The organism is Streptomyces sporangiiformans (assembly GCF_005768555.2).
Lineage (GTDB): Bacteria > Actinomycetota > Actinomycetes > Streptomycetales > Streptomycetaceae > Streptomyces > Streptomyces sporangiiformans.
The window spans coordinates 26,938-49,732 of the sequence record NZ_VCHX02000152.1 but is presented as its reverse complement, the minus strand read 5'-3'; the positions used below and the strand labels follow the sequence as shown (position 1 = coordinate 49,732).

The 22,795-nt window shown below is 70.3% G+C and carries 21 protein-coding genes and 1 pseudogene; 16 read left to right on the top strand and 6 right to left on the bottom strand.

What is annotated here, in order from left to right; genetic code table 11:
- The first annotated feature begins 33 nt into the window (after window positions 1-33).
- The 6 genes from FGD71_RS23785 to FGD71_RS23760 all read left to right on the top strand — a co-directional run bounded on the left by FGD71_RS23785 (window position 34) and on the right by FGD71_RS23760 (window position 5,467).
- Window positions 34-342 carry a DUF2469 domain-containing protein gene (locus FGD71_RS23785; RefSeq protein WP_055510545.1) on the top strand — a complete coding sequence of 103 codons (309 nt, stop codon included), beginning with the start codon at window positions 34-36 and terminating at the stop codon, window positions 340-342.
- A gap of 117 nt (window positions 343-459) precedes the next feature.
- Window positions 460-885 (top strand): YraN family protein, encoded by a 426-nt coding sequence (locus FGD71_RS23780; protein ID WP_119102540.1) that lies wholly within the window; start codon window positions 460-462, stop codon window positions 883-885.
- Window positions 885-2,510 (top strand): YifB family Mg chelatase-like AAA ATPase, encoded by a 1,626-nt coding sequence (locus tag FGD71_RS23775; RefSeq protein ID WP_119102539.1) that lies wholly within the window; start codon window positions 885-887, stop codon window positions 2,508-2,510. The genes FGD71_RS23780 and FGD71_RS23775 overlap by 1 nt, the downstream gene beginning before the upstream one ends.
- Entirely contained in the window at window positions 2,507-3,655 is a 1,149-nt protein-coding gene (gene dprA, locus FGD71_RS23770; protein ID WP_119102538.1) for a DNA-processing protein DprA, read from the top strand. The genes FGD71_RS23775 and dprA overlap by 4 nt, the downstream gene beginning before the upstream one ends.
- 270 nt (window positions 3,656-3,925) lie before the next feature.
- Window positions 3,926-4,762, top strand: a complete 837-nt coding sequence (gene whiG / locus FGD71_RS23765; protein ID WP_119102537.1) for an RNA polymerase sigma factor WhiG — start codon at window positions 3,926-3,928, stop codon at window positions 4,760-4,762.
- A 147-nt stretch (window positions 4,763-4,909) separates the two neighbouring features.
- Window positions 4,910-5,467, top strand: coding sequence for a TetR/AcrR family transcriptional regulator (locus FGD71_RS23760; RefSeq protein WP_119102536.1), 558 nt, complete (start codon window positions 4,910-4,912; stop codon window positions 5,465-5,467).
- Between the two features lie 35 nt (window positions 5,468-5,502).
- Here FGD71_RS23760 and FGD71_RS23755 read toward each other — a convergent pair whose 3' ends face one another.
- Complete coding sequence (locus tag FGD71_RS23755; protein WP_119102535.1) at window positions 5,503-6,141, bottom strand: M23 family metallopeptidase; 639 nt, start codon at window positions 6,139-6,141, stop codon at window positions 5,503-5,505.
- Between the two features lie 280 nt (window positions 6,142-6,421).
- On the opposite strand from FGD71_RS23755, the gene rpsB reads away from it, so the two are divergent.
- The 10 genes from rpsB (at window position 6,422) to FGD71_RS23705 (ending at window position 17,283) form a co-directional block, all read left to right on the top strand.
- On the top strand, window positions 6,422-7,354 hold the full coding sequence (rpsB, locus tag FGD71_RS23750; protein WP_119102534.1) for a 30S ribosomal protein S2: 933 nt from the start codon (window positions 6,422-6,424) through the stop codon (window positions 7,352-7,354).
- A gap of 199 nt (window positions 7,355-7,553) precedes the next feature.
- Window positions 7,554-8,390 (top strand): translation elongation factor Ts, encoded by an 837-nt coding sequence (gene tsf, locus FGD71_RS23745; protein ID WP_119102533.1) that lies wholly within the window; start codon window positions 7,554-7,556, stop codon window positions 8,388-8,390.
- A gap of 189 nt (window positions 8,391-8,579) precedes the next feature.
- Window positions 8,580-9,350 carry a UMP kinase gene (pyrH, locus tag FGD71_RS23740; RefSeq protein ID WP_119102532.1) on the top strand — a complete coding sequence of 257 codons (771 nt, stop codon included), beginning with the start codon at window positions 8,580-8,582 and terminating at the stop codon, window positions 9,348-9,350.
- Between the two features lie 155 nt (window positions 9,351-9,505).
- Window positions 9,506-10,063, top strand: a complete 558-nt coding sequence (frr, locus tag FGD71_RS23735; protein ID WP_119102531.1) for a ribosome recycling factor — start codon at window positions 9,506-9,508, stop codon at window positions 10,061-10,063.
- Window positions 10,063-11,199: a phosphatidate cytidylyltransferase gene (locus tag FGD71_RS23730; protein WP_119102530.1), complete on the top strand. Its 1,137-nt coding sequence runs from the start codon at window positions 10,063-10,065 to the stop codon at window positions 11,197-11,199. Before frr ends, FGD71_RS23730 begins: the two co-directional genes overlap by 1 nt.
- A 100-nt stretch (window positions 11,200-11,299) precedes the next feature.
- Entirely contained in the window at window positions 11,300-12,406 is a 1,107-nt protein-coding gene (gene rlmN / locus FGD71_RS23725; protein ID WP_119102529.1) for a dual-specificity RNA methyltransferase RlmN, read from the top strand.
- 264 nt (window positions 12,407-12,670) lie between these two features.
- Entirely contained in the window at window positions 12,671-13,756 is a 1,086-nt protein-coding gene (locus tag FGD71_RS23720) for a thiamine ABC transporter substrate-binding protein (RefSeq protein ID WP_119102528.1), read from the top strand.
- Window positions 13,732-15,435: an ABC transporter permease gene (locus FGD71_RS23715; RefSeq protein ID WP_119102527.1), complete on the top strand. Its 1,704-nt coding sequence runs from the start codon at window positions 13,732-13,734 to the stop codon at window positions 15,433-15,435. The genes FGD71_RS23720 and FGD71_RS23715 overlap by 25 nt, the downstream gene beginning before the upstream one ends.
- Window positions 15,436-15,437: 2 nt before the next feature.
- Entirely contained in the window at window positions 15,438-16,469 is a 1,032-nt protein-coding gene (locus tag FGD71_RS23710; protein WP_119102526.1) for an ABC transporter ATP-binding protein, read from the top strand.
- Window positions 16,470-16,479: 10 nt separating this feature from the next.
- On the top strand, window positions 16,480-17,283 hold the full coding sequence (locus tag FGD71_RS23705) for a maleylpyruvate isomerase family mycothiol-dependent enzyme (RefSeq protein WP_119102550.1): 804 nt from the start codon (window positions 16,480-16,482) through the stop codon (window positions 17,281-17,283).
- 158 nt (window positions 17,284-17,441) lie between these two features.
- On the opposite strand, the gene FGD71_RS23700 is transcribed toward FGD71_RS23705, so the two are convergent.
- From FGD71_RS23700 to FGD71_RS23675, 5 genes and pseudogenes are all read right to left on the bottom strand, one after another.
- Complete coding sequence (locus tag FGD71_RS23700; RefSeq protein ID WP_119102525.1) at window positions 17,442-18,071, bottom strand: LAETG motif-containing sortase-dependent surface protein; 630 nt, start codon at window positions 18,069-18,071, stop codon at window positions 17,442-17,444.
- A 186-nt stretch (window positions 18,072-18,257) separates the two neighbouring features.
- Window positions 18,258-19,391, bottom strand: coding sequence for an LOG family protein (locus tag FGD71_RS23695; protein WP_119102524.1), 1,134 nt, complete (start codon window positions 19,389-19,391; stop codon window positions 18,258-18,260).
- 36 nt (window positions 19,392-19,427) lie between these two features.
- Window positions 19,428-19,835, bottom strand: coding sequence for a VOC family protein (locus tag FGD71_RS23690; RefSeq protein ID WP_119102523.1), 408 nt, complete (start codon window positions 19,833-19,835; stop codon window positions 19,428-19,430).
- 1,291 nt (window positions 19,836-21,126) lie between these two features.
- Window positions 21,127-21,852, bottom strand: a pseudogene (locus tag FGD71_RS50215) (hypothetical protein); the annotation flags it as partial.
- The gene (locus FGD71_RS23675; protein ID WP_119102522.1) at window positions 21,834-22,571 is read right to left on the bottom strand and encodes an ABC transporter ATP-binding protein; all 738 of its coding nucleotides are present in this window, start codon (window positions 22,569-22,571) and stop codon (window positions 21,834-21,836) included. The pseudogene FGD71_RS50215 and the gene FGD71_RS23675, both read right to left, overlap by 19 nt.
- Window positions 22,572-22,795 lie beyond the last annotated feature (224 nt).

The window sequence follows — 22,795 nt, the reverse complement described above, 5'->3', positions numbered from 1 at the left end:
ATAGGGGGACGCACGGCTGAAGGGGAACATGCCATGAGCGCCGAGGACCTCGAGAAGTACGAGACCGAGATGGAGCTGAAGCTCTACCGGGAGTACCGCGATGTCGTCGGTCTGTTCAAATACGTGATCGAGACCGAACGGCGCTTCTACCTCACCAACGACTACGAGATGCAGGTCCACTCGGTCCAGGGCGAGGTGTTCTTCGAAGTGTCCATGGCGGACGCCTGGGTGTGGGACATGTACCGCCCCGCTCGCTTCGTGAAGCAGGTACGGGTACTCACGTTCAAGGACGTGAACATCGAGGAGTTGAACAAGAGCGATCTGGAGCTGCCGAGCAGCTGAGGGGTCTGCATGGAGGCTCGTGTGGGTGACTGAGTTGTCCACACCCGGCGTGCTGTCCACCAAGATCCAATAGCGCGCGGATGTGCCCTCAATGTTGGCGCCGGAGGTGGTGCCGACATGAACGCACGCAACGCAGGCAGCACGAGCAAGGCAGGCAGCGGGAGCAGCACACGCAGTGCGAGCAACGCACGCAGCGCACTCGGCGAGTACGGCGAGGACCTGGCCGCGCGGCGGCTGACCGAGGCCGGGATGCAGGTCCTGGAGCGCAACTGGCGCTGTGGCAGGACCGGTGAGATCGACATCGTGGCCCAGGACGGGGACGCGCTGGTCGTCTGTGAGGTCAAGACCCGCCGGACGGGTGCCTTCGAACATCCGATGGCCGCCGTCACACCGCTCAAGGCCGCGCGGCTGCGGGGCCTCGCCGAGCGCTGGCTGCAGGAACACGGAGGGGCGCCACCCGGAGGCGTCCGCATCGACCTCGTAGGCGTCGTCCTCCCCGACCGCGGCGCACCCGTGGTGGAACACGTGCGGGGGGTTGCCTGATGGGATTCGCCCGTACGTGCTCGGTGGCACTGGTCGGCGTCGAGGGTGTCGTCGTCGAGGTGCAGGCGGACCTGGAGCCGGGGATCGCGGCGTTCACCCTGGTGGGGCTGCCCGACAAGAGCCTCACGGAGAGCAAGGACCGGGTGAGGGCGGCCGTCGTCAACTCCGGCGGCGAGTGGCCCCAGAAGAAGCTCACGGTGGGGCTCAGCCCCGCGTCGGTGCCGAAGGGCGGCAGCGGATTCGACCTGGCGGTCGCCTGCGCCGTGCTGGGAGCCTCCGAGCGGATCGACCCACGGGTCCTCTCCGACATCGTGATGATCGGAGAGCTGGGCCTGGACGGCCGGGTCCGGCCGGTACGGGGCGTGCTGCCGGCGGTGCTCGCCGCGGCGGACGCGGGGTACGAGCAGGTGGTGGTACCCGAGTGCGCGGCCGCCGAGGCCTCCCTGGTGCCCGGTGTGTCGGTGCTCGGCGTCCGCAGCCTGCGGCAGCTGATCGCCGTCCTCACGGACGAGCCGGTGCCCGACGAGGATCCGGACGAGCAGGGCCGGCCGGACCCGCTCCTCGCGGGCTTGCGCATGCCGGGCACCGGCGCCGCCACCGGCATGCACACCATGGGCGCCGCGCAACACGACCACGGCCATGACCTGGCCGATGTCGTCGGTCAGATCTCCGCGCGGACGGCGGTGGAGGTAGCCGCGGCCGGCGGGCACCATCTGTTCCTCGAAGGCCCTCCGGGAGCGGGAAAGACGATGCTCGCCGAGCGGCTGCCCGCCATCCTGCCGCGGCTCGCGAGGCAGGAGTCGCTGGAGGTCACGGCGGTCCACTCGGTCGCCGGCCTGCTGCCCCCGGGAAAGCCCCTGATCGAGGTTCCGCCCTACTGCGCGCCCCACCACTCGGCGACGATGCAGTCGCTGGTCGGCGGCGGCCAGGGCGTCGCACGGCCCGGAGCGGTGTCCCTGGCCCATCGAGGGGTGCTCTTTCTCGATGAGACACCGGAGTTCAGCGGCCAGGCCCTGGACGCGCTGCGCCAGCCCCTGGAGTCCGGACACGTGGTGATCGCGCGCAGCGCGGGCGTCGTGCGCTTCCCGGCGAGGTTCCTGATGGTGCTCGCGGCCAATCCGTGCCCCTGCGGCCGCTTCTCGGTGACCGGCAACTCGTGCGACTGCCCTCCCGCCATGGTCCGGCGCTACCAGGCCAGGCTCTCCGGCCCGCTGCTCGACCGGGTGGACCTCAGGGTCGAGGTGGACCGCGTCACGCGCGCGGAGCTGACCGAGCGCGGTGTGCGGGGCGAATCCACCTCGACGGTCGCCGATCGCGTCCAAGCGGCCAGGAACCGCGCCGCCGCGCGCCTGACGGGCACACCCTGGCGGACCAACAGCGAAGTGCCGGGGCGGGAGCTGCGCAGCCGGTGGTACGCGGCGCCGGGCGCCATGGACGAAGCCGAGTGGGGCCTGGAGCGGGGGCTCCTCACAGCCCGTGGCCTGGACCGCGTACTGCGCGTCGCCTGGACCGTCGCGGACCTTGTCGGACACGACCGGCCCGACGCGACCGACGTCGCCCTCGCCCTGCAACTGCGCACCGGAGTCCCGCGCGGGGTGCCGATGGAGATCGGCGCGTTGTCATGAGCGGCGACGACGAGCGGCTTCACCGTGCCTTCCTCGCACGCGTCATCGAACCCGGGGACGAGGCCTGCGGGCGCTGGCTACGGGAGATCGGCGCGGGGGAAGCGGTACGGAGGCTCGTCGGAGGCGGGGAGCAGCCGAAGGGGGTGACGGACAAGCGGTGGGCAGGCTTGCGGGCCCGGGCCGAGCGGGCGGAGCCGGAGCGGGACCTGGCGGCGGCACGGGACGCGGGGACACGGTTCCTGTGTCCCGGGGACTCCGAATGGCCGGCGCAGCTCGACGATCTGGGAGACGCGCGGCCTCTGGGGCTCTGGGTGCGCGGGCGGCCCAGCCTGCGGATATGGGCGCTGCGGTCCGTCGCGGTCGTGGGAGCCAGGGCCTGCACCGAGTACGGCGCCCATATGGCGGCCGTATTCGGCGAAGGGCTCGCGGAGCGCGGGTGGGTCGTGGTGTCCGGGGGCGCGTACGGCATCGACGGCGCGGCCCATCGCGGTGCGCTCGGAGCCGGTGGCGCCACCGTCGCCGTGCTCGCCTGCGGGGTCGACCGGCCCTATCCGCGGGGGCACACCCAGCTGATCAGCAGGATCGCCGAGCAGGGTCTGGTCGTGGGGGAACTGCCTCCCGGTGATCACCCGACGCCGAGCAGGTTCATCCTCCGCAACAGGGTCATCGCGGCGCTGACCCGCGGCACGGTGGTCGTCGAGGCGGCGTATCGCAGCGGAGCGCTGGTGACCGCCCGGGCGGCTCAGCGGCTGGGGCGGTTCACGATAGGGGTGCCCGGTCCCGCCACCAGCGGGCTGTCGGCCGGTGTCCATGAACTTCTCCGGGGAGACGCGGTGCTGGTCACCGACGCCGCCGAGGTCGCCGAGCTGGTCGGTGACATGGGGGACCTGGCACCGGACCGGCGCGGGCCGGTGCTTCCGCGTGACCTCCTCGACCCGGATGCCGGACGCGTCCTGGCGGCGCTGCCCGCGCGGGGGACCGCCTCGGCCGAGGAGATCGCCACAGGCGCGGGGACGACGCAGGACGACGCGGTCGGGAGACTGTACGAACTCCGATCACTTGGGTTCGTCGAACGACACGGCGACGGCTGGAAGTTGACACGCCAGGCGATGATCCCCGTCCCCACGGATCGGGGGCGATGCTGACCGAGCGTGTTCGGCCGTCCGGGCGACACCCCCGATGTCCTTGGCAGTTCCCGCAGTTGGCGCCTCACGATGGTCACGCACGGCAACGGACGTGACCCTGAGGGGCGCCCAGCGGAACGTATCTGCGCACGGTGGTTCCCCGGCTCTTCGCTCACTGCGACTCCCCAGTCACGCTACGCTCACGGGGATTCCGACTCAGACAGCAACTGGACACAGACCGACAGCTCACTCAGGCACCCCAGTTCACAGCAGAACGGCACAAGACGACGAATGCCCCAGCACACCTCCGGGTCTGACCGGGCGGCTGCTCCCCCCACTGCGCGAAGCGGCGTGCGGCCCCCCGCGCCCTCGACGCTCGACGAGCTGTGGAGGTCGTACAAGGCCACGGGCGACGAGCGCTTGCGCGAGCAGCTGATCCTGCACTACTCGCCGCTGGTGAAGTACGTCGCGGGCCGTGTGAGCGTGGGGCTGCCTCCCAATGTCGAGCAGGCGGACTTCGTCTCGTCGGGAGTGTTCGGGCTGATCGACGCGATCGAGAAGTTCGACATCGAGCGGGAGATCAAGTTCGAGACGTACGCGATCACGCGGATCCGGGGCGCGATGATCGACGAGCTGCGGGCGCTGGACTGGATCCCGCGGTCGGTGCGGCAGAAGGCACGCAACGTCGAGCGGGCCTACGCGACGCTGGAGGCGCGGCTGCGGCGCAGCCCCTCCGAGGGCGAGGTGGCCGCCGAACTGGGCATCGGTGTGGACGAACTCCACTCGGTCTTCAGTCAGTTGTCGCTGGCCAACGTGGTGGCCCTGGAGGAGCTGCTGCACGCCGGGGGCGAGGGCGGCGATCGGCTGAGCCTGATGGACACGCTCGAGGACACCGCTGCCGACAATCCCGTGGAGGTCGCCGAGGACCGGGAGTTGCGGCGTTTTCTCGCACGGGCGATCAACACGCTGCCCGAGCGTGAGAAGACCGTGGTCACGCTCTACTACTACGAGGGGCTCACGCTCGCCGAGATCGGCAATGTGCTCGGGGTGACCGAGAGCCGGGTCAGCCAGATCCACACCAAGTCGGTGCTCCAGTTGCGGGCGAAGCTCGCGAGTTTCGGTCGCTGACCTCGCCGAATCGTCCCTTCCGCGTCCTGGCAGGGCCGGCCGGCTTCCGTCTTCCCTTGCCCTCTCAGACGCCGACGTGCCAAGTGCCTCCCTTCGCCCGCGGTCCGTCCGTAAAGTGGAGACGTGCCAAGGATTCGAGCGGCCTCCGTGGCCGAGCACCGATCGATGCAGCGAGCCGCCCTGTTGGACGCGGCGCGGTCACTGCTGTCCGAGGGCGGGACAGAGGCGCTGACCTTCCCGGCGCTGGCCGAGCGCACGGGACTCGCGCGGTCCTCCGTCTATGAGTACTTCCGGTCGCGGGCGGCCGTGGTCGAAGAGCTCTGCGCAGTCGACTTCCCGGTCTGGGCGGCCGAGGTCGAGAAGGCGATGGCGCTGGCCGCGACGCCCGAGGGCAAGGTCGAAGCGTATGTCCGGCAGCAGCTCCAGCTGGTCGGAGACCGGCGCCACCGGGCCGTGGTCGCGATCTCCGCGAGCGAGCTCGACGCGGGCGCGCGCGAGAAGATCCGCGCGGCGCACGGCGGGCTCGTCGCGATGATCGTGGAGGCCCTGGGTGACATGGGGCATGAGCAGCCTCGTATGGCCGCCATGCTTCTTCAGGGAATCGTGGACGCCGCGGTCCGGCGGATCGAGCTGGGTGCGGCCGAACAGCCCGACGTCATCACCGACGCCGCCGTCGCGATGGCTCTGCGGGGTGTGCGGGGCTAGGTACTGGTCCTGGGCGCCCCAGGACCGGCGCCAGTTCAGGCATCTCCTGGGCGCCCCTGGTCCACAGGTCCCTCCGGTACGCCGATGACCGGGAGCAGGCGCGATGGGCCCCCGTGGAGCAGCCAGGGCGGAAGCACGGAGAGCGGGTCCAGATAGGCGTCGGCCCTGCGCAGGCCCCAGTGCAGACAGGGTGTCGCGCAGTGGGACCCTGCCGGTTCCACGACGCCGACGACCTCGCCCGCCGTAACCTTCGCTCCCTTCCTCGCCGTTGCGCGCACCGGCTCGTACGTGGTGCGCACGGGGGGATCGCCGGTGCCGTCCAGTTCCACGGAGACGACTCCGCGGCCCGCGACCCGGCCCGCGAAGGAGACGCGGCCGGGAGCCACGGCCCGGACCGGCGTGCCGGAGGGCGCGGCGAGGTCCACGCCGCGGTGGCCCCGCCCGTACGTGCTCGCCGGTGGCTCCCAGCCGCGGGTCACCCGTGGGCGTGTCCCTACCGGCCAGGCGCGCCCGACAGCCGGCACCGCCCCGTCGGCTTTCGGCGGCGACGGACCGTCCATGCCGCTGTCGCGTGCCGCGGCCGGGGGTAAGGCGGCTCCGAGGGCGGTCGCTGTCAGGCACAACACCAAGGCCAGCCACGTACGAAGGCATCGTGTGCATCGTTCTGCTCGCATGCGAGAACGCTCTCGCGATACGGCGAGAGAAGTGGATCATGGCCCGGATCTGTGGAGCACCGGCCAGTTGTGGACAGCGGCGTCACCCGGTGCCCCGCGTGTCCCGTACACTTCTGATGGCGATCCGGGTCACCGGGTCGACTTCGCACGCCCCGACATCGGGCCCTCACAGGCCGGTGTCAGCGCCCCTCGGTCCCTAGTGGCAGGCGCGTCGTGGGCGTCAGGCGCGAGTGCCGTCCGGCACGCGCGGCACAACCGAGAAAAATCAAGGAGAACGGCCATGGCCGTCGTCACGATGCGGGAGCTGCTGGAAAGCGGCGTCCACTTCGGTCACCAGACCCGTCGCTGGAACCCGAAGATGAAGCGCTTCATCTTCACCGAGCGCAACGGTATCTACATCATCGACCTGCTCCAGTCGCTGTCGTACATCGACCGCGCCTACGAGTTCGTCAAGGAGACCGTCGCCCACGGCGGCACGGTCATGTTCGTCGGCACGAAGAAGCAGGCGCAGGAGGCCATCGCAGAGCAGGCCACCCGCGTCGGCATGCCCTACGTCAACCAGCGCTGGCTGGGCGGCATGCTCACCAACTTCTCGACCGTCTACAAGCGTCTGCAGCGCCTCAAGGAGCTCGAGCAGATCGACTTCGAGGACGTCGCCGCTTCCGGTCTGACCAAGAAGGAGCTTCTCGTGCTCTCGCGCGAGAAGGCCAAGCTGGAGAAGACCCTCGGCGGTATCCGCGAGATGCAGAAGGTGCCCAGCGCCGTCTGGATCGTGGACACCAAGAAGGAGCACATCGCGGTCGGCGAGGCCCGGAAGCTCAACATCCCGGTCGTCGCCATCCTCGACACCAACTGCGACCCCGACGAGGTCGACTACAAGATCCCGGGCAACGACGACGCGATCCGCTCCGTCACCCTGCTCACCCGCGTGATCGCCGACGCCGTCGCCGAGGGCCTCATCGCCCGCTCCGGTGCCGCCGCCGAGGCGAAGGGCGAGAAGGCCGCGGGCGAGCCGCTCGCCGAGTGGGAGCGCGACCTGCTCGAGGGCGGCGAGAAGAAGGCCGAGGAGACCACCGCCGAGGCCCCTGCCGCCGAAGCCCCGGCTGCTGCTGAGGCCCCCGCCGCCGAGGCCGAGAAGCCGGCCGAGACCGAGAAGCCGGCCGAGGCTCCCGCCGCCGAGGCCGAGAAGCCGGCCGAGACCGAGCAGGCCTGACCCGGCGTCACGGCTGAGTGACGNAAGCCGGCCGAGACCGAGCAGGCCTGACCCGGCGTCACGGCTGAGTGACGGCGGGCGGCGCGGTCCGCGCCGCCCGCCGTTCACCCACAGCCCGTAGATCTTCGGCGGACGCCAGCCCGATCAGCCGCGGACGCCGACTTCGAGACTTCGAACTCCGAGAAGAGATTCACAGATCATGGCGAACTACACCGCCGCCGACGTCAAGAAGCTCCGCGAGCTCACCGGCGCCGGCATGATGGACTGCAAGAAGGCGCTCGACGAGGCCGACGGCAGCGTCGACAAGGCCGTCGAGGCCCTGCGCATCAAGGGCCAGAAGGGCGTCGCCAAGCGCGAGGGCCGCTCCGCCGAGAACGGCGCCGTCGTCTCCCTGATCGCCGACGACAACACCTCCGGTGTCCTCGTCGAGCTGAAGTGCGAGACGGACTTCGTCGCCAAGGGCGAGAAGTTCCAGGCCGTCGCGAACGCGCTCGCCGCGCACGTCGCCGCCACCTCCCCGGCCGACATCGAGGCGCTGCTCGCCTCCGAGATCGAGCCCGGCAAGACGGTTCAGGCGTACGTCGACGAGGCCAACGCCAACCTGGGCGAGAAGATCGTCCTGGACCGCTTCGCCCAGTTCTCCGGCGCCTACGTCACCGCCTACATGCACCGCACCATGCCGGACCTGCCGCCGCAGATCGGTGTCCTGGTCGAGCTGGACAAGGTGGACGCCGAGATCGCCAAGGGCGTCGCCCAGCACATCGCCGCCTTCGCGCCGAAGTACCTCTCCCGTGAGGACGTACCGGCCGAGGTCGTCGAGAGCGAGCGTCGTGTCGCCGAGGAGACCACGCGCGCCGAGGGCAAGCCCGAGGCCGCCCTGCCGAAGATCGTCGAGGGTCGCGTCAACGCCTTCTTCAAGGAGGCCACCCTCCTCGGCCAGCCGTACGCGCTCGACCAGAAGAAGTCCGTCCAGAAGGTCCTGGACGAGGCCGGTGTCGCCCTGAAGCGCTTCGCGCGCATCAAGGTCGGCATCTGAGTCCGTACCGCGATCGACGCGAGACCCCGATAGGGTCGACAGCAGTCATCCGCGTACGCCGTCACACGCGCGCGTGTGACGGACGACAGCAGATCTGACGAGGAGGCCATTGCCGCGCATGGGATGCAACAAAACCCCACCGGCAATGGCCTCCTTCGTATGTGCGACAGGTAAAGAGGCGGGATCTCCATGACCACCACCAAGGCCGACAAGGACGAAAAGAGCGATCACGGCAAAGGCGCGGGGCGCTTTCTGCTGAAGCTTTCCGGTGAGGCGTTCGCCGGTGGCGGGGGACTGGGCGTCGACCCCGACGTGGTGCACGCCATCGCCCGTGAGATCGCCGCGGTGGTCCGCGGTGGTGCCCAGATCGCCGTTGTCATCGGCGGCGGCAACTTCTTCCGGGGTGCCGAACTGCAGCAGCGCGGCATGGATCGGGCCCGCTCCGACTACATGGGCATGCTCGGCACGGTCATGAACTGCCTCGCCCTCCAGGACTTCCTGGAGAAGGAGGGCATCGACTCGCGCGTGCAGACCGCCATCACCATGGGACAGGTCGCCGAGCCGTACATCCCGCTGCGCGCGGTACGCCACCTGGAAAAGGGCCGTGTGGTCATCTTCGGCGCCGGTATGGGCATGCCGTACTTCTCCACCGACACCACCGCCGCCCAGCGCGCCCTGGAGATCGACGCCGAGGCGCTGCTCATGGGCAAGAACGGAGTGGACGGGGTCTACGACTCCGACCCCAAGACCAACTCCGAGGCCGTCAAGTTCGACTCGCTCAGCTACGGCGAGGTCATCACGCGCGACCTGAAGGTCGCCGACATGACCGCCATCACGCTCTGCCGGGACAACAAGCTGCCCATCCTGGTCTTCGAGCTTCTGGCGGAGGGCAATATCGCACGGGCCGTCAAGGGTGAGAAGATCGGCACTCTCGTGGGGGATCAAGGCAGCCGGGCCTGACCGGGGACCTTCCCTGCGCGGGGGACGGACCCTGACCGGGGGATGGACAATGTCCTGCGGGTCGGGAACCGTGCAGGAATAAGACGCGACGCAGCCGGCCGCCGACCCGAACAGGAACAGCTGCCGGGCCTACTCAAGACACGCAGGAGCAAGTGGTGATCGAAGAGACCCTCCTCGAAGCCGAGGAGAAGATGGAGAAGGCCGTCGTGGTCGCCAAGGAGGACTTCGCCGCGATTCGCACCGGTCGTGCGCACCCGGCGATGTTCAACAAGATCGTGGCCGACTACTACGGTGCGCTGACCCCGATCAACCAGCTGGCCTCGTTCTCGGTGCCGGAGCCGCGCATGGCCGTGGTGACCCCGTTCGACAAGAGCGCGCTGCGCAACATCGAGCAGGCGATCCGCGACTCCGACCTGGGCGTCAATCCGAGCAACGACGGCAACATCATCCGGGTGGTGTTCCCCGAGCTCACCGAGGAGCGCCGCAGGGAGTACATCAAGGTGGCCAAGACCAAGGCAGAGGACGCCAAGGTCTCGATCCGCTCCGTCCGCCGCAAGGCCAAGGACGCCATCGACAAGCTGATCAAGGACGGCGAGGTCGGCGAGGACGAGGGCCGCCGTGCGGAGAAGGAGCTCGACGACACCACCGCGAAGTACGTCGCTCAGGTGGACGAGCTGCTCAAGCACAAGGAAGCAGAGCTGCTCGAGGTCTGATGAACGACTCTTCCTGGGGAGCGCCGCCACAAGCCGGGTACTGGGGGCCGTCCGACCAGGGGCCCGTCCAGGAGGCGGCTCCGGCGGGTCCCGCATACGATGCGCAGGACGCCCAACAGACTCGCCCCATGCCCATCGTGCCCGACGTACCCGCGCATGGCGGAGACCAGGATGACGACCGGGGGGCCGCTTTGACGGGTGGCCCCCCGTTCCGCGACGAGACGCCGTCGACGCCGCAGCACCCGGCTCCGTCGTGGCATCAGCAGAAGCCGCAGGAGCCCATGCCCAGCGCCCCACAGCCAGCGCCCGCACCGCAGAAGAAGAGCGCGGGCCGCGACCTGGGTGCCGCCATAGGGGTGGGCGTCGCGCTCGGTGCGGTGATCATCGCGTCGTTGTTCGTCGTCAAGGCCGTCTTCATCGGCGTCATAGCGGTCGCCGTCGTGGTGGGCCTGTGGGAGCTCACCTCGCGGCTCGACGAACGCAAAAACATCAAGGCACCCCTCGTGCCGCTCGCGGTCGGCGGTGCGGCGATGGTGGTCGCCGGATACGTCCGGGGTGCCGAGGGCGCCTGGGTGGCGATGGCGCTCACGGCCCTCGCGGTCCTGGTCTGGCGGATGACGGAACCGCCCGAGGGCTACCTCAAGGACGTCACGGCGGGCCTGTTCGCGGCCTTCTACATCCCGTTCCTCGCCACGTTCGTGGCATTGATGCTCGCCGCGGACGACGGCGCGTGGCGGGTCCTCACCTTCCTGCTGCTCGCCGTGGTGAGCGACACGGGCGCGTACGCCGTCGGCTGGCGCTTCGGCCGGCACAAGCTCGCCCCGCGCATCAGCCCCGGCAAGACCCGCGAGGGCCTGCTCGGTGCGGTCGCCTTCGCCATGGTGGCGGGCGCCCTGTGCATGCAGTTCCTGATCGACGACGGCAGCTGGTGGCAGGGCGTGCTCCTCGGGCTCGCGGTCGCCGTCAGCGCCACCCTCGGCGACCTCGGCGAGTCCATGATCAAGCGTGACCTGGGCATCAAGGACATGGGGACGCTGCTGCCGGGACACGGCGGAATCATGGACCGCCTGGACTCGCTCCTGCCCACGGCCCCCGTGGTCTGGCTGCTGCTGGTGATCTTCGTCGGCTCCGGGTGACCTTGCCCGTCGAGCGGCTGACCTGCAGGTTTGTACGTGAGGGGCTCGTTGTCCACAGGTGGCGAGTCCCTCTTCGTATGTCTGCCACACTGGTACGGCCATGCCTAAGCCCGGAGAACTCACATTCGTCGCCCCCCGCGGAGCCAAGAAGCCGCCGCGCCACCTTGCCGACCTCTCGCCCGCTGAGCGCAAGGAAGCCGTTGCCGCGATCGGGGAGAAGCCGTTTCGTGCGAAGCAGTTGTCGCAGCACTATTTCGCGCGGTTCGCTCACGAGCCGGAGCAGTGGACCGACATCCCCGCCGGTTCGCGTGCCAAGCTCCAGGAGGCGCTGCTTCCCGAGCTGATGACGGTCGTGCGGCATCTGTCCACCGACCAGGACACGACGCGCAAGACGCTGTGGCGGCTGTTCGACGGGACGCTCGTCGAGTCCGTGTTGATGCGCTACCCGGACCGGGTGACGATGTGCATCAGCTCGCAGGCGGGGTGTGGGATGAACTGCCCCTTCTGCGCCACCGGACAGGCCGGTCTCGACCGGAATCTGTCGACCGCCGAGATCGTGCACCAGATCGTCGACGGCATGCGGGCGCTGCGCGACGGCGAGATTCCCGGTGGTCCCGCGCGGCTCAGCAACATCGTGTTCATGGGCATGGGCGAGCCGCTCGCCAACTACAAGCGCGTGGTCGGAGCGATACGCGCGCTCACCGACCCCGAGCCGGACGGCCTAGGTCTGTCCCAGCGGGGCATCACCGTGTCGACCGTCGGGCTGGTCCCGGCCATCCACCGGTTCGCCGACGAGGGCTTCAAATGCAGGCTCGCCATCTCGCTGCACGCGCCGGACGATGAACTGCGCGACACCCTCGTCCCCGTCAACACACGGTGGAAGGTGCGCGAGGTCCTCGACGCCGGGTGGGAGTACGCGGCCAGGTCGGGGCGCCGGCTGTCCATCGAGTACGCGCTGATCCGGGACATCAACGACCAGGCGTGGCGCGGCGACCGCCTCGGGCGGCTGCTGAAGGGCAAGCCGGTGCACGTCAACCTGATTCCGCTGAACCCGACGCCCGGCTCGAAGTGGACCGCCTCCCGGCCCGAGGACGAGAAGGCCTTCGTCGAGGCGATCGCGGCGCACGGCGTGCCGGTCACCGTCCGGGACACCCGTGGCCAGGAGATCGACGGGGCATGCGGGCAGCTCGCGGCCACCGAGCGGTAGCGCCGGCGCCCACAGCGACCACCCCTCGGTGGCCGAGAGGTGCGGCGCTGTAGTCTGAGCCCTGTACGTACACCTTCATATTCCGACAGGGGAGCGCCACAGCGCTGAGAGTGCGGTAGCTGACCGCAGACCCTCTGAACCTTGCCCAGGTCATTCTGGGTAGGAAGTTCGGTCATCACTCAAGCTGTTGCACCCTGCCCGGGAACTTCTCAAGGGTTCCCGGGCAGGGCCGCGTCTCTTCCTGGTCACCCCAGGAGGAATTCAGTGAGCACCACCAAGAAGATCACGGCCGCGGCCGTCGGCCTGGGCCTCGTCACGTTGTCCGCCTGCGGGTCGTCCGAGTCCGGCTCCGGCGACGCGAGCGCCGACTCCAAGACCGTGACCCTCGTCAGCCATGACTCCTTCGCCGCGTCCAAGAGCGTGATCAAGGACTTCGAGAAGCAGTCCGGATACAAGGTGAAGGTCCTCAAGGACGGCGACGCCGGGCAGGCCGTGAACAAGGCGATCCTCACCAAGGACAACCCGCAGGGCGATGTCTTCTTCGGCGTCGACAACACCCTGCTGTCCAGGGCGCTCGACAACGGGCTGTTCCAGTCGTACGAGGCCAAGGGCGCCGACCTGATCCTGCCGGAGTACCGGGTCGACCAGGACAAGCACCGGGTCACGCCCATCGACACCGGTGACATCTGCGTCAACTACGACAAGTCCTACTTCAGCAAGCACAAGCTGACGCCGCCGCAGTCCTTCGACGATCTGCTCAAGCCCGCCTACAAGAACCTCCTCGTCACCGAGAACGCCGCCACCTCCTCGCCCGGCCTCGGCTTCCTGCTCGGAACCGCCGCGAAGTACGGCGACGACGGCTGGCCGGACTACTGGAAGAAGCTCAAGGCCAACGGTGTGAAGGTCGTCGACGGCTGGGAGCAGGCCTACAACGAGGAGTTCTCCGGATCGGCCGGCGGCAAGAAGGCGGGCGGCGACCGGCCGCTGGCCGTCTCCTACGCCTCGTCCCCGCCCGCCGAGGTCGTCTTCGCCGACCCGAAGCCGAAGACCGCGCCCACGGGCGTCGCGACCGGCACCTGCTTCCGGCAGGTCGAGTACGCGGGGCTGCTGAGCAACGCCAAGAACGCGAAGGGTGGCAAGGCGCTCATCGACTTCCTGGTCTCCAAGAAGTTCCAGGACGACATGCCGCTCAACATGTTCGTGTACCCGGTCCGCGAGGCCGCCCAGGTGCCCGAGGAGTTCGTGAAGTTCGGCCCCCAGGCCGAGGACCCCGAGACCATGGACCCGGCCAAGATCGCCGACAACCGTGACGAGTGGGTCAAGTCATGGACCTCGCTCGTACTGAAGTAAAGCCACGCGACCGTGCGGGGAGCGCGGCGCGGCTCGGGCTCATGGTCGTGCCCGTCGCGTTCTTCGCGGTCTTCTTCGCCTACCCCGTCACCGCGATCGTGGCCCGCGGTCTCAAGGTCGAAGGCGCCTGGCAGTTCGGGCGGATCGGCGAGGTGCTCGCCCAGCCCGACATCCGGCACGTCCTGTGGTTCACGACCTGGCAGGCGCTCGCCTCGACCGCGCTCACGCTGCTGATCGCGCTCCCCGGCGCGTACGTCTTCGCGCGCTTCGACTTCCCCGGCAAGCAGGTGCTGCGGGCCGTCGTCACCGTCCCGTTCGTGCTCCCGACGGTCGTCGTCGGGACCGCCTTCCTGGCACTGGTCGGGCGCGGTGGACTGCTTGACGAGCTGTGGGGCGTACGCCTGGACACCACCGTCTGGGCCATCCTGCTCGCGCACGTCTTCTTCAACTACGCGGTCGTCGTACGCACGGTCGGCGGCCTGTGGTCCCAGCTCGACCCCCGCCAGGAGGAGGCCGCGCGCGTGCTCGGTGCCTCGCGGTTCGCGGCCTGGCGCAAGGTGACGCTGCCGGCCCTCGGCCCCGCGGTCGCCGCCGCCGCACTCATGGTCTTCCTCTTCACCTTCGCCTCCTTCGGCGTGGTGCAGATCCTCGGCGGACCGACCTTCTCCACCCTCGAAGTCGAGATCTACCGGCAGACCTCGGAGATCTTCGACCTCTCCACGGCCGCCGTGCTCACCATGATCCAGTTCGTGGCCGTGGGGGCGATTCTCGCCGTCCACGCGTGGACGGTACGCCGCCGGGAGACCGCCCTGCGCCTCGTGGCCGCCTCCGTGACCGCGCGACGGCCGCACGGAGCCGGGCAGTGGGCGCTGCTCGCCGCAGTCCTCGGCACTGTCGCCGTACTGCTGGTGCTGCCGCTGGCCGTGCTGGTCCAACGCTCCCTGGACGCACCCGGATTCGGGTACTACAAGGCGCTGACCGGTGACGACAGCGGCGTCTTCCTGGTGGCGCCGATCGAGGCCGTCGGCAACTCACTGGAGTACGCCCTCGCCGCCACCGCCCTCGCCCTCCTGATCGGCGGGCTCGCGGCCGCCGCTCTGTCCCGGCGCCCCCAGGCTCCCGGCTCCGATCGAGCAGGGAGGACCCCCGCGGGCCGTCTCCTGCGGGGCTTCGACGCCCTGCTCATGCTCCCGCTCGGCGTCTCCGCCGTGACCGTGGGCTTCGGCTTCCTCATCGCGCTCGACGAGCCGCCGCTGGACCTCAGAAGCAGCTGGATCCTGGTGCCGCTCGCCCAGGCGCTGGTCGGCGTCCCCTTCGTCGTACGGACCATGCTGCCCGTCCTCAGGGCGGTGGACGCACGGCTGCGTGAGGCGGCCGCCGTGCTCGGGGCGTCACCGTGGCGGGTGTGGCGCGAGGTCGATCTGCCGATGGTGCGGCGGGCGCTGCTGATCGCGGCCGGATTCGCCTTCGCCGTGTCGCTCGGCGAGTTCGGCGCCACCGTCTTCATCGCACGGCCCGACAACCCGACCCTGCCGGTGGCCGTGGCGCGGCTGCTCGGGCGCGCGGGCGAGCTCAACTACGGTCAGGCGATGGCCCTTTCAACGATCTTGATGGTGGTGTGCGCGGTGGCGTTGCTCCTTCTGGAACGCGTGCGTACCGACCGGACGGGGGAGTTCTGAGCATGCTCAAGCTGGATGCGGCCACCGTGCGGTTCGGGGCGCGGACCGCGCTCGACGCCGTCGGCCTCGACGTCGCCGAACACGAGATCGTGTGCGTGCTCGGGCCCAGCGGCAGCGGCAAGTCGACGCTGCTGCGGGCCGTGGCGGGCCTGCAGCCACTCGACTCCGGGCGGGTGTTCCTGGACGGCCGCGACCTCGGCGGGGTGCCCGCGCACAAGAGGGGCGTCGGCCTGATGTTCCAGGACCACCAGCTGTTCCCGCAGCGCGACGTGGGCGGCAACGTGGCGTTCGGGTTGCGGATGCACGGCGTGTCGAAGGCTGAACAGGAAGCGCGCGTACGGGAGTTGCTGGAGCTGGTCGGACTGCCGGGAGCCGCGTCCAGGGCGATCGCCTCCCTCTCCGGAGGCGAGCAGCAGCGCGTCGCACTCGCCCGCGCGCTCGCCCCGCGCCCCCGCCTGCTCATGCTCGATGAACCGCTCGGCCAGCTCGACCGCTCCTTGCGCGAGCGACTCGTCGTCGAACTCCGTGAGCTCTTCGACGAGTTGGGTACGACCGTGCTCGCGGTCACCCATGACCAGGGCGAGGCGTTCGCGCTCGCCGACCGGGTCGTGGTGATGCGCGACGGGCGGATCGCCCAGTCCGGTACGCCACTTGAGGTGTGGCAGCGGCCGGCGGACGAGTTCGTGGCGCGCTTCCTCGGCTTCGACAACGTGGTCGGGGCGAGCGTCAGCGGGGAGTTCGCGGACACACCGTGGGGGAAGGTTCCGGCACCCGCGGGGTCTGTGCAGGGCGAGTGCACGCTGCTCATCAGGCCCGCGGGGGTACGGCTCGTGCCCGCAGGGGAGGGGCTGCGCTGCACGGTGGCGGCGCGCACGTTCCGGGGCACCCATGTCTCCGTACATCTGCAGCCGGAGGAAGCGCCGCGCCTGGAGGCGGCGTGTGCGCTGAGGGAGGCGCCGGAGCCGGGGGACGAGGTCGCCGTGGTGTTCGACGCCGCCGAAATCGTCGTGCTCGACAGGGAGCCGTCCACCTAGGGTGCCGGGCATGACACAACTCGGACATGAGCGCTACTGCGACGAAATCGTCGCGCAGACCGACCTGTTGAGGCAGCACCTGACCGGCGCGGACCTCGCGGTGACCGTGCCGACCTGTCCGGAGTGGACACTGCGGGAACTCGCCGAGCACGTCGGCCGCGCACACCGCTGGGTCGAGCACATCGTGCGGACACGAGCGACGGAGGAGGTCCCCGAATCGAAGGCGTTCGGCTTCGAGGGGCCGAAGGACACAGATCCTGGCGTTCTGGCCGCGCTCGACGCCTGGCTTGCGGAAGGTGCCACGCAGGTCGCCGGGACGCTGCGCGCCGCGGGGCCCGACGCCGGCGCATGGACCTGGGCCTGGGAGCGGACGGCTGGTTTCTGGGCGAGGCGCATGACGCTGGAGACGGTGATCCACCGGGCGGACGTGGCGATCGCGGCACGCACGCGCTACGAGGTCGCGCCGGACCTGGCCGCCGACGCCATCGACGAGTGGCTGCAGATCGTCCGGTTCGTCCAGGAGGCGATGCCCCAGGACTCGGACGTGCAGGAACTGCGCGGGTCGGGCCGCAGCATTCACCTCCACGCCACCGACGCCGATCCCGGCCTGAACGCCGAGTGGCTCATCGAGCTCGACGACAAGGGCCTCGACTGGCGCCGCGGCCACGAGAAAGCGACCGTCGCGCTGCGCGGGCCGCTCACCGAGGTCCTGCTCGGCTTCTACCGCAGACTTCCACTGGACGGCGGCCAGTTGGAGATACGGGGAGAGCGGGAGCTGCTGGAGTTCTGGCTGGAGCGGGCCACCTTCGGATGACGGCTCGCCTTGGGCCTTGGAGTGGCGGCTCACGTTCGGTGACGGCTCACGTTCGATGACGGCTGCGGCCCGCCCCCGCGCGGACGCTTTCGCGGGGGCGGTCCTGTGACAACCGAGCGGTACTCAGCCGTCAGCCGTCAGCCGTCAGCCGTCAGCCGTCATCGGTCGTCCGACGCGCCACGACGGCGCAGTGCGAACACCAGGGCGCCGCCGGCCACGATGAGCGCGGCCGCGATACCGGCGATGGGGCCGGCGTTGGAACTCGCGCCCGTCTCGGCGAGGCCCGAGTCATCGGCCGCGGGCGAGGGAGCGTTGTTCCCGGCGGGTGCGGGGGAGGTGCTCTCCGGCTCCGACGGCGTCGGCTCCTTCGAGGGCTCGCACGCCTTGGCCGGCGTCGTCAGGTTCGGCGCGATGTCCTCGTCGACCTGGTTCCCGGCCTTGACGTGGATACGGTACGTCGCGTTCGGCTGCCAGTCCTCGGTGAAGTCGATGGTCACGCCCTCGCGGGAACCCTTGACCTCCTGGCTGCCGACGAGCTTCCCTTCCGCGCCGTTCGACTCGAGGTAGACGGTGACGGTGGCCGGGACACCGGTGGGGTCCTTGTCGGTCACGCTGATGACGCCCTTGTCGCCATCGCACTTGGCGAGGGCCGAGAACTCACTGATGTCGCAGGCCAGTGCGTTGCCCGCGGCACCGAGCGTGAGCGCGGCCGAGGCGGCGGCAACACCGAGAACGCGCCCGGTACGTGGGGTACGACGAGATCGGCAAGGTCGACGAGATATGGACACGATTGCCCTTCACGGGATGCACAACTGAGGGGGGTGGGAGTGCGGGGAGCACTGTGATCGCAGCACTCCCGGACGCCCCACAGGTCTATGGGGCGCCGTCACTCCCTGTCAATCTGCGTGGCCGTCTTGAGCGTTGGCTTTAGCTGACGTTTGCCAGAGGGGCCGGAGCGGTGGCCGTCATCGCCGTCAGAGGGCCTTCGCCCCGGCCAGTCGGGCCAGTGCCTCCGGGGCCTCCTCGACCCGGTCGACGAGGGCGATCCGCGGCTCCATCGAGCGGTCCCTGGCCAGCGACTGGAGCAGCGGCCAGACCGGCAGCCGCTCGGTCCAGTGGACGCGGTCGACCAGGACCATGGGGGTGGGTTCGCCGCGCGACTCGTAGTAGTTCGGGGTCGCGTTGTCGAAGACCTCCTGTACGGTCCCGGCGGCACCCGGCAGGAAGACGACACCCGCGTTCGAACGGGCCAGCAGACCGTCCTCGCGGGTCGCGTTGGCGAAGTACTTGGCGATGTGGCCGGCGAAGGCGTTCGGCGGCTCGTGGCCGTAGAACCAGGTGGGGATCCCGACCGAGTCCCCGCCGCCCGGCCAGCGGTCGCGCACGTCGAGGGCGGCGGTCGCCCACTCGGTGACCGAGGGCGTGAACGACGGGGCCTTGGCGATGAGTCGGCATGCCTCGGTGAGCATCTCGTCGTCGAAGACAGAGGCGTACGCGCCGAGGTTCGCGGCTTCCATCGCGCCCGGCCCGCCGCCCGTGGCGACGGTGAACCCGGCACGGGCCAGTGAGCGGCCGAGTCGGGCGGCCCCCTCGTACGCCTCCGTGCCGCGCGCCAAGGCGTGGCCGCCCATCACACCCACCACCCGCGCCCCCACGAGGAGTTCGTCGAGGGCGTCCGAGACGGAGTCGTCGTGGATCGCGCGGAGCATCGACGCGAAGATGTCGCCGTCCGCCTTGGTCTGCTGGAACCAGGCGTACGTGCGGGCGTCCGGCGTCGCCTCGTAGCCCCGCTCGACGATCGACTCGAAGAGTTCGCCGGGGGTGTAGAGCAGTCCGCGGTACGGGTCGAAGGGCAGGCCGGGTACGGGCGGGAAGACCAGCGCTCCGGTGGCCCTGATCCTGGCCGCCGCGTCCGGATCCATGGGGCAGCCGAGGAAGACGGCGCCCGCGGTGTCCACGGAGAGCAGTTCTGGCGTGCGGTCCGTCAGGTCGACGGCCTGTATGCGGTGTTGGGCGAGCGATCCACGCGACGAGACGACCTCGTCGAACTCGGCGAGGGACTCGATCTCGCGGTCAAGGGAAGCGATGGGGGCGGGTGTCGGCTGCACCCGCCCATCGTAGGGAGCACCCGGTAAGGGACGCGTTCAGCCCTGGACAGCCGCCGGGTCCATCCACATGACCTCCCAGGTGTGGCCGTCCGGGTCGTCGAAGGCCCGGCCGTACATGAAACCGTGGTCCTGGGTCTCGCCGGTCGCCGAGCCGCCCGCGGCGATCGCCTTGTCGACCAGCTCGTCCACCTTCTCGCGGCTCTCCGCGCTCAGACACAGCAGCACCTCGCTGGTCTTCGTCGAGTCCGCGATCTCCTTCTTCGTGAAGTCCGCGTAGCGCTGCTTGGTCATGATCATCGCGACGATCGTGTCGCTGATGACCACGCTCGCGCAGTGCTCGTCGGAGAACTGGGGGTTGAGCGCGTAGCCGAGCTCGGTGAAGAACTTCTTGGAGGCGTCGAGGTTGTTCACGGCGAGGTTCACGAAGATCATCTGCTGGTACATCTGAGGTCTCTCCCTTGGTGGTGATGTGCTGTTCGTGGGGTTAGACCTGGGCCTCGGGCGAAAGTCATCGGCCGCGGCGAACTTTTTTCGTACGAGATCGCCGTGCGGTGCTCGTACGGCTGTTTCCGCGGGATCAGCCGGCCAGAGGCAGGGCCGCGAGCTCCCCGACAGCCAAGGTCAGCGGACCCAGGACGGCGAGCAGCGCACCCGCGCGCATCGCGGCGGCGCAGCGCAGCATCGCGGTGGGTGCGCCGAGGCGCAGCAGCGCTTGTGTGGTGTCGGAGCGGGCGTACCTGGCTTCCACGGCGGCGGTCAGCAGCGTCGCGACGGCGCATCCCGCGACGAGCAGCGCGCCCAGGGTGGTGAGCGGCCCGACGTCGGGGCGCGCGCTGGTGTAGAGCGTGGACATGGCGTACGCGCCCGAGGCCACCGCGCACACCACGCCGAGCGGCCGGCCGATGCGCCCTGCCTCCTCCATGAGCACACGCCCGGCGAGCAGCCGCAGCGCTCCCGGCCGCATCGCCTGGAGCAACCGGCCGCACAGATGGGTGATCCCGGGCCCGACCAGTGCCAGACCGAGCGCGGTGAGCGCCCAGCCGACGAGCACTCCTACAGGGCCGCCCGTGAGGACTTTGGACAGGGCGAGCCCGGGGACGGGCCCGGTACGGCTCGCGTACTCCCCGACGGCAAGCCCGGCCGCCAGCACCGCCATGCCCCAGGGGAGTCCATTGGGGGCGGGGAGAGGGGCAAGGATCTGCTGGGGGGTGACCTGTGGGTCCGAATGAGCCGGGGCGCCTGCGTGGCCGGCGGTGCCGGAATCGCCGCGCTCACCGTGGCCGTCCCGCACACCGGCCTGCGTGCCGGCCCTGTGGAGTGCGCCGCCGCTGCCCTGTTCGCCCATGGCACCGGACGCCGCGGACCCGCCGCGCCGACCCGATTCGCCGGGAGGGCCGGAGCCGTCGTGCGGGTCGGAGGCGCTGATGATGCCGGGGTCGTCGTGCGTCCTGGAGCCGTAGTGCCAGTCGAACGGGGTGGGAACGCCGGAGGCGCCGCGTGCCCCCGCGTCGTGGGGTCCGGAGGCGCTGTGTGTCCCGGGTTCCTCGTGTGGGCCCGAGACATCGCGGGTCCCGGAACCTTCGTGCGGTCCGGAGGCACCGCCCGTGCCCGAGCCGTCGCCCGCCTCCGGGCTCTCCTGCGTCCCCGAGCTGCCGCCGGTCCTCGATCCCTCGCGGGTCACCGAGCCTTGGTCTGTCCCCGAGCCCTGGTCTGTCCCCGAGCCCTGGTCAGTCCCCGGGCGCCGATCCGTCCCCGAGCCCTCATCCGCCCCCGAGCGCTGATCCGCCCCCGAGCGCTGATCCGTCCCCGAGCCGGAAGCACCGGTCGCCCTGGTTCCGCCCCGTGCGCCGAGACGTGCGTACGAGCCGAAAAGGGTGCGCCCGCCCGGAGGGTTGAGTGAGCCGAAGGGGCCTCGGCGGCCGGGGTGGGAGGGGAGTGAGGCCGGTTCCCCCGCGCGGGGGCGCAGCGTCACCGCGCTCGACACCGACGCGGTGAGCGGCACCAGCGCGAGCAGCGTGAGGACGGCCGGGAGCGGCAGCGGCCGGTCGGCGGCGAGGAGTTCGGCGGCGTCGCCGTCGAAGGGGAAACCGGTCAGGTCGCCGCGCAGATGGAGGAAGAAGAGCAGGGCGATCACCGAGCCGAGCGTGCACGACACGGCGGTGGAGGTCGCCGCGAGGATCATCAGGCGGCCGGGACCGAGGCCGATCGCGGACAGGCCTGGCCGGGGGCGGGTGGCCGGGTCGGTGCGGGCGACCGCGACCGCGAGGTACACGGTGGCGGCGAGCGGCGCGACGCACCAGGCGAGCCGGACCAGGGCGGCGGCGGAGGCGTTCGGATGCCCCATCGCGAACCCCAGGGTGCACAGGAGGAGGAAACCCGTGCCCGCCGACGCCGTGGCGACCAGGAGCCTGCGGAGCTGGACGGCGGGCCGGGCACCCCGGGCTAGGCGGAGAGCGAGCACGCGGCCCGGCCTTCCGTCTCGGCCACCGGGGGCAGGTGGACGGTTTTCACGCGCCGCCCGTCGAGCAGCGGCACCGTGCGGTCGGCGAGGGCGGCGGTGTCGGCGTCGTGCGTGGCCAGCACGACGGTGATGCCGTGCGAGCGGGCCGCCGTGGTGAGCGTACGCAGGGCGTGGGTGCGGTCGGCGCGGTGCAGCGCAGCGGTCGGCTCGTCCGCGAAGAGCACGGTGGGCGCGGGGGCCAGCGCGCGGGCGATGGCGACGCGCTGACGCTCGGCCTGGAGCAGCTCGTACGGGCGCTTGCGGGCGCAGCCGCCGATGTCGAGGCGCTCCAGCCACTCCACGGCGGTGGCCTTGGCCTGGCGGCGCCCGATGCCGCGCAACATCAGGGGCAGTGCGGTGTTCTCCCAGGCGTTGAGCTCGGGCACGAGGACGGGCGCCGGGTCGATCCAGCCGAAGCAGTCGCGGCGCAGCCGTTCGCGGGTGAGCGGGCTCATGGTGTGCACGGGCTTGCTGTGGAACCAGACCTCGCCCCGCTGCGGCACGAGCTGCCCGGACAGGCACTGGAGGAGGGTCGTCTTGCCGCTGCCGCGCGGGCCGCCGATGGCGAGAATCTCGCCCTCGCCGACTCCGATCGAGACGCCGCTGAGCGCGGGCGAGCCGTTGTGCTTGACGTGCAGGCCGTGTGCCCAGAGCACGTCGTTGTCCGGCGGAGCCACCATGGGCGTACACCTCGGTTCAGATCAGAAATGCCGTGCGGAGTCCCCCTCGGACGAGGGGAAGTCCCTCGTCCGGGGGAACGAAGGCAGGGCCGATCGGTCACAGGGCACGCTAGGTAGTCGGGGCGGGGAGGCCGGACAGTACGCGGCCCCGGGGCGCCCATTCTCACTCGAACGGGCGGCACCGGGGCCGGTGTTGATCACACAGTCAGCTCATCGGAGCCGTG

Coding starts and splice junctions, on each gene's coding strand:
- FGD71_RS23775 (WP_119102539.1), top strand. CDS start 885: ATGGGATTCGCCCGTACGTGCTCGGTGGCACTGGTCGGCGTCGAGGGT.
- pyrH (WP_119102532.1), top strand. CDS start 8,580: ATGACCACCACCAAGGCCGACAAGGACGAAAAGAGCGATCACGGCAAA.
- FGD71_RS23705 (WP_119102550.1), top strand. CDS start 16,480: ATGACACAACTCGGACATGAGCGCTACTGCGACGAAATCGTCGCGCAG.
- FGD71_RS23785 (WP_055510545.1), top strand. CDS start 34: ATGAGCGCCGAGGACCTCGAGAAGTACGAGACCGAGATGGAGCTGAAG.
- FGD71_RS23675 (WP_119102522.1), bottom strand. CDS start 22,571: ATGGTGGCTCCGCCGGACAACGACGTGCTCTGGGCACACGGCCTGCAC.
- rlmN (WP_119102529.1), top strand. CDS start 11,300: ATGCCTAAGCCCGGAGAACTCACATTCGTCGCCCCCCGCGGAGCCAAG.
- FGD71_RS23710 (WP_119102526.1), top strand. CDS start 15,438: ATGCTCAAGCTGGATGCGGCCACCGTGCGGTTCGGGGCGCGGACCGCG.
- dprA (WP_119102538.1), top strand. CDS start 2,507: ATGAGCGGCGACGACGAGCGGCTTCACCGTGCCTTCCTCGCACGCGTC.
- tsf (WP_119102533.1), top strand. CDS start 7,554: ATGGCGAACTACACCGCCGCCGACGTCAAGAAGCTCCGCGAGCTCACC.
- FGD71_RS23690 (WP_119102523.1), bottom strand. CDS start 19,835: ATGTACCAGCAGATGATCTTCGTGAACCTCGCCGTGAACAACCTCGAC.
- rpsB (WP_119102534.1), top strand. CDS start 6,422: ATGGCCGTCGTCACGATGCGGGAGCTGCTGGAAAGCGGCGTCCACTTC.
- whiG (WP_119102537.1), top strand. CDS start 3,926: ATGCCCCAGCACACCTCCGGGTCTGACCGGGCGGCTGCTCCCCCCACT.
- FGD71_RS23755 (WP_119102535.1), bottom strand. CDS start 6,141: ATGCGAGCAGAACGATGCACACGATGCCTTCGTACGTGGCTGGCCTTG.
- FGD71_RS23715 (WP_119102527.1), top strand. CDS start 13,732: ATGGACCTCGCTCGTACTGAAGTAAAGCCACGCGACCGTGCGGGGAGC.
- FGD71_RS23780 (WP_119102540.1), top strand. CDS start 460: ATGAACGCACGCAACGCAGGCAGCACGAGCAAGGCAGGCAGCGGGAGC.
- FGD71_RS23730 (WP_119102530.1), top strand. CDS start 10,063: ATGAACGACTCTTCCTGGGGAGCGCCGCCACAAGCCGGGTACTGGGGG.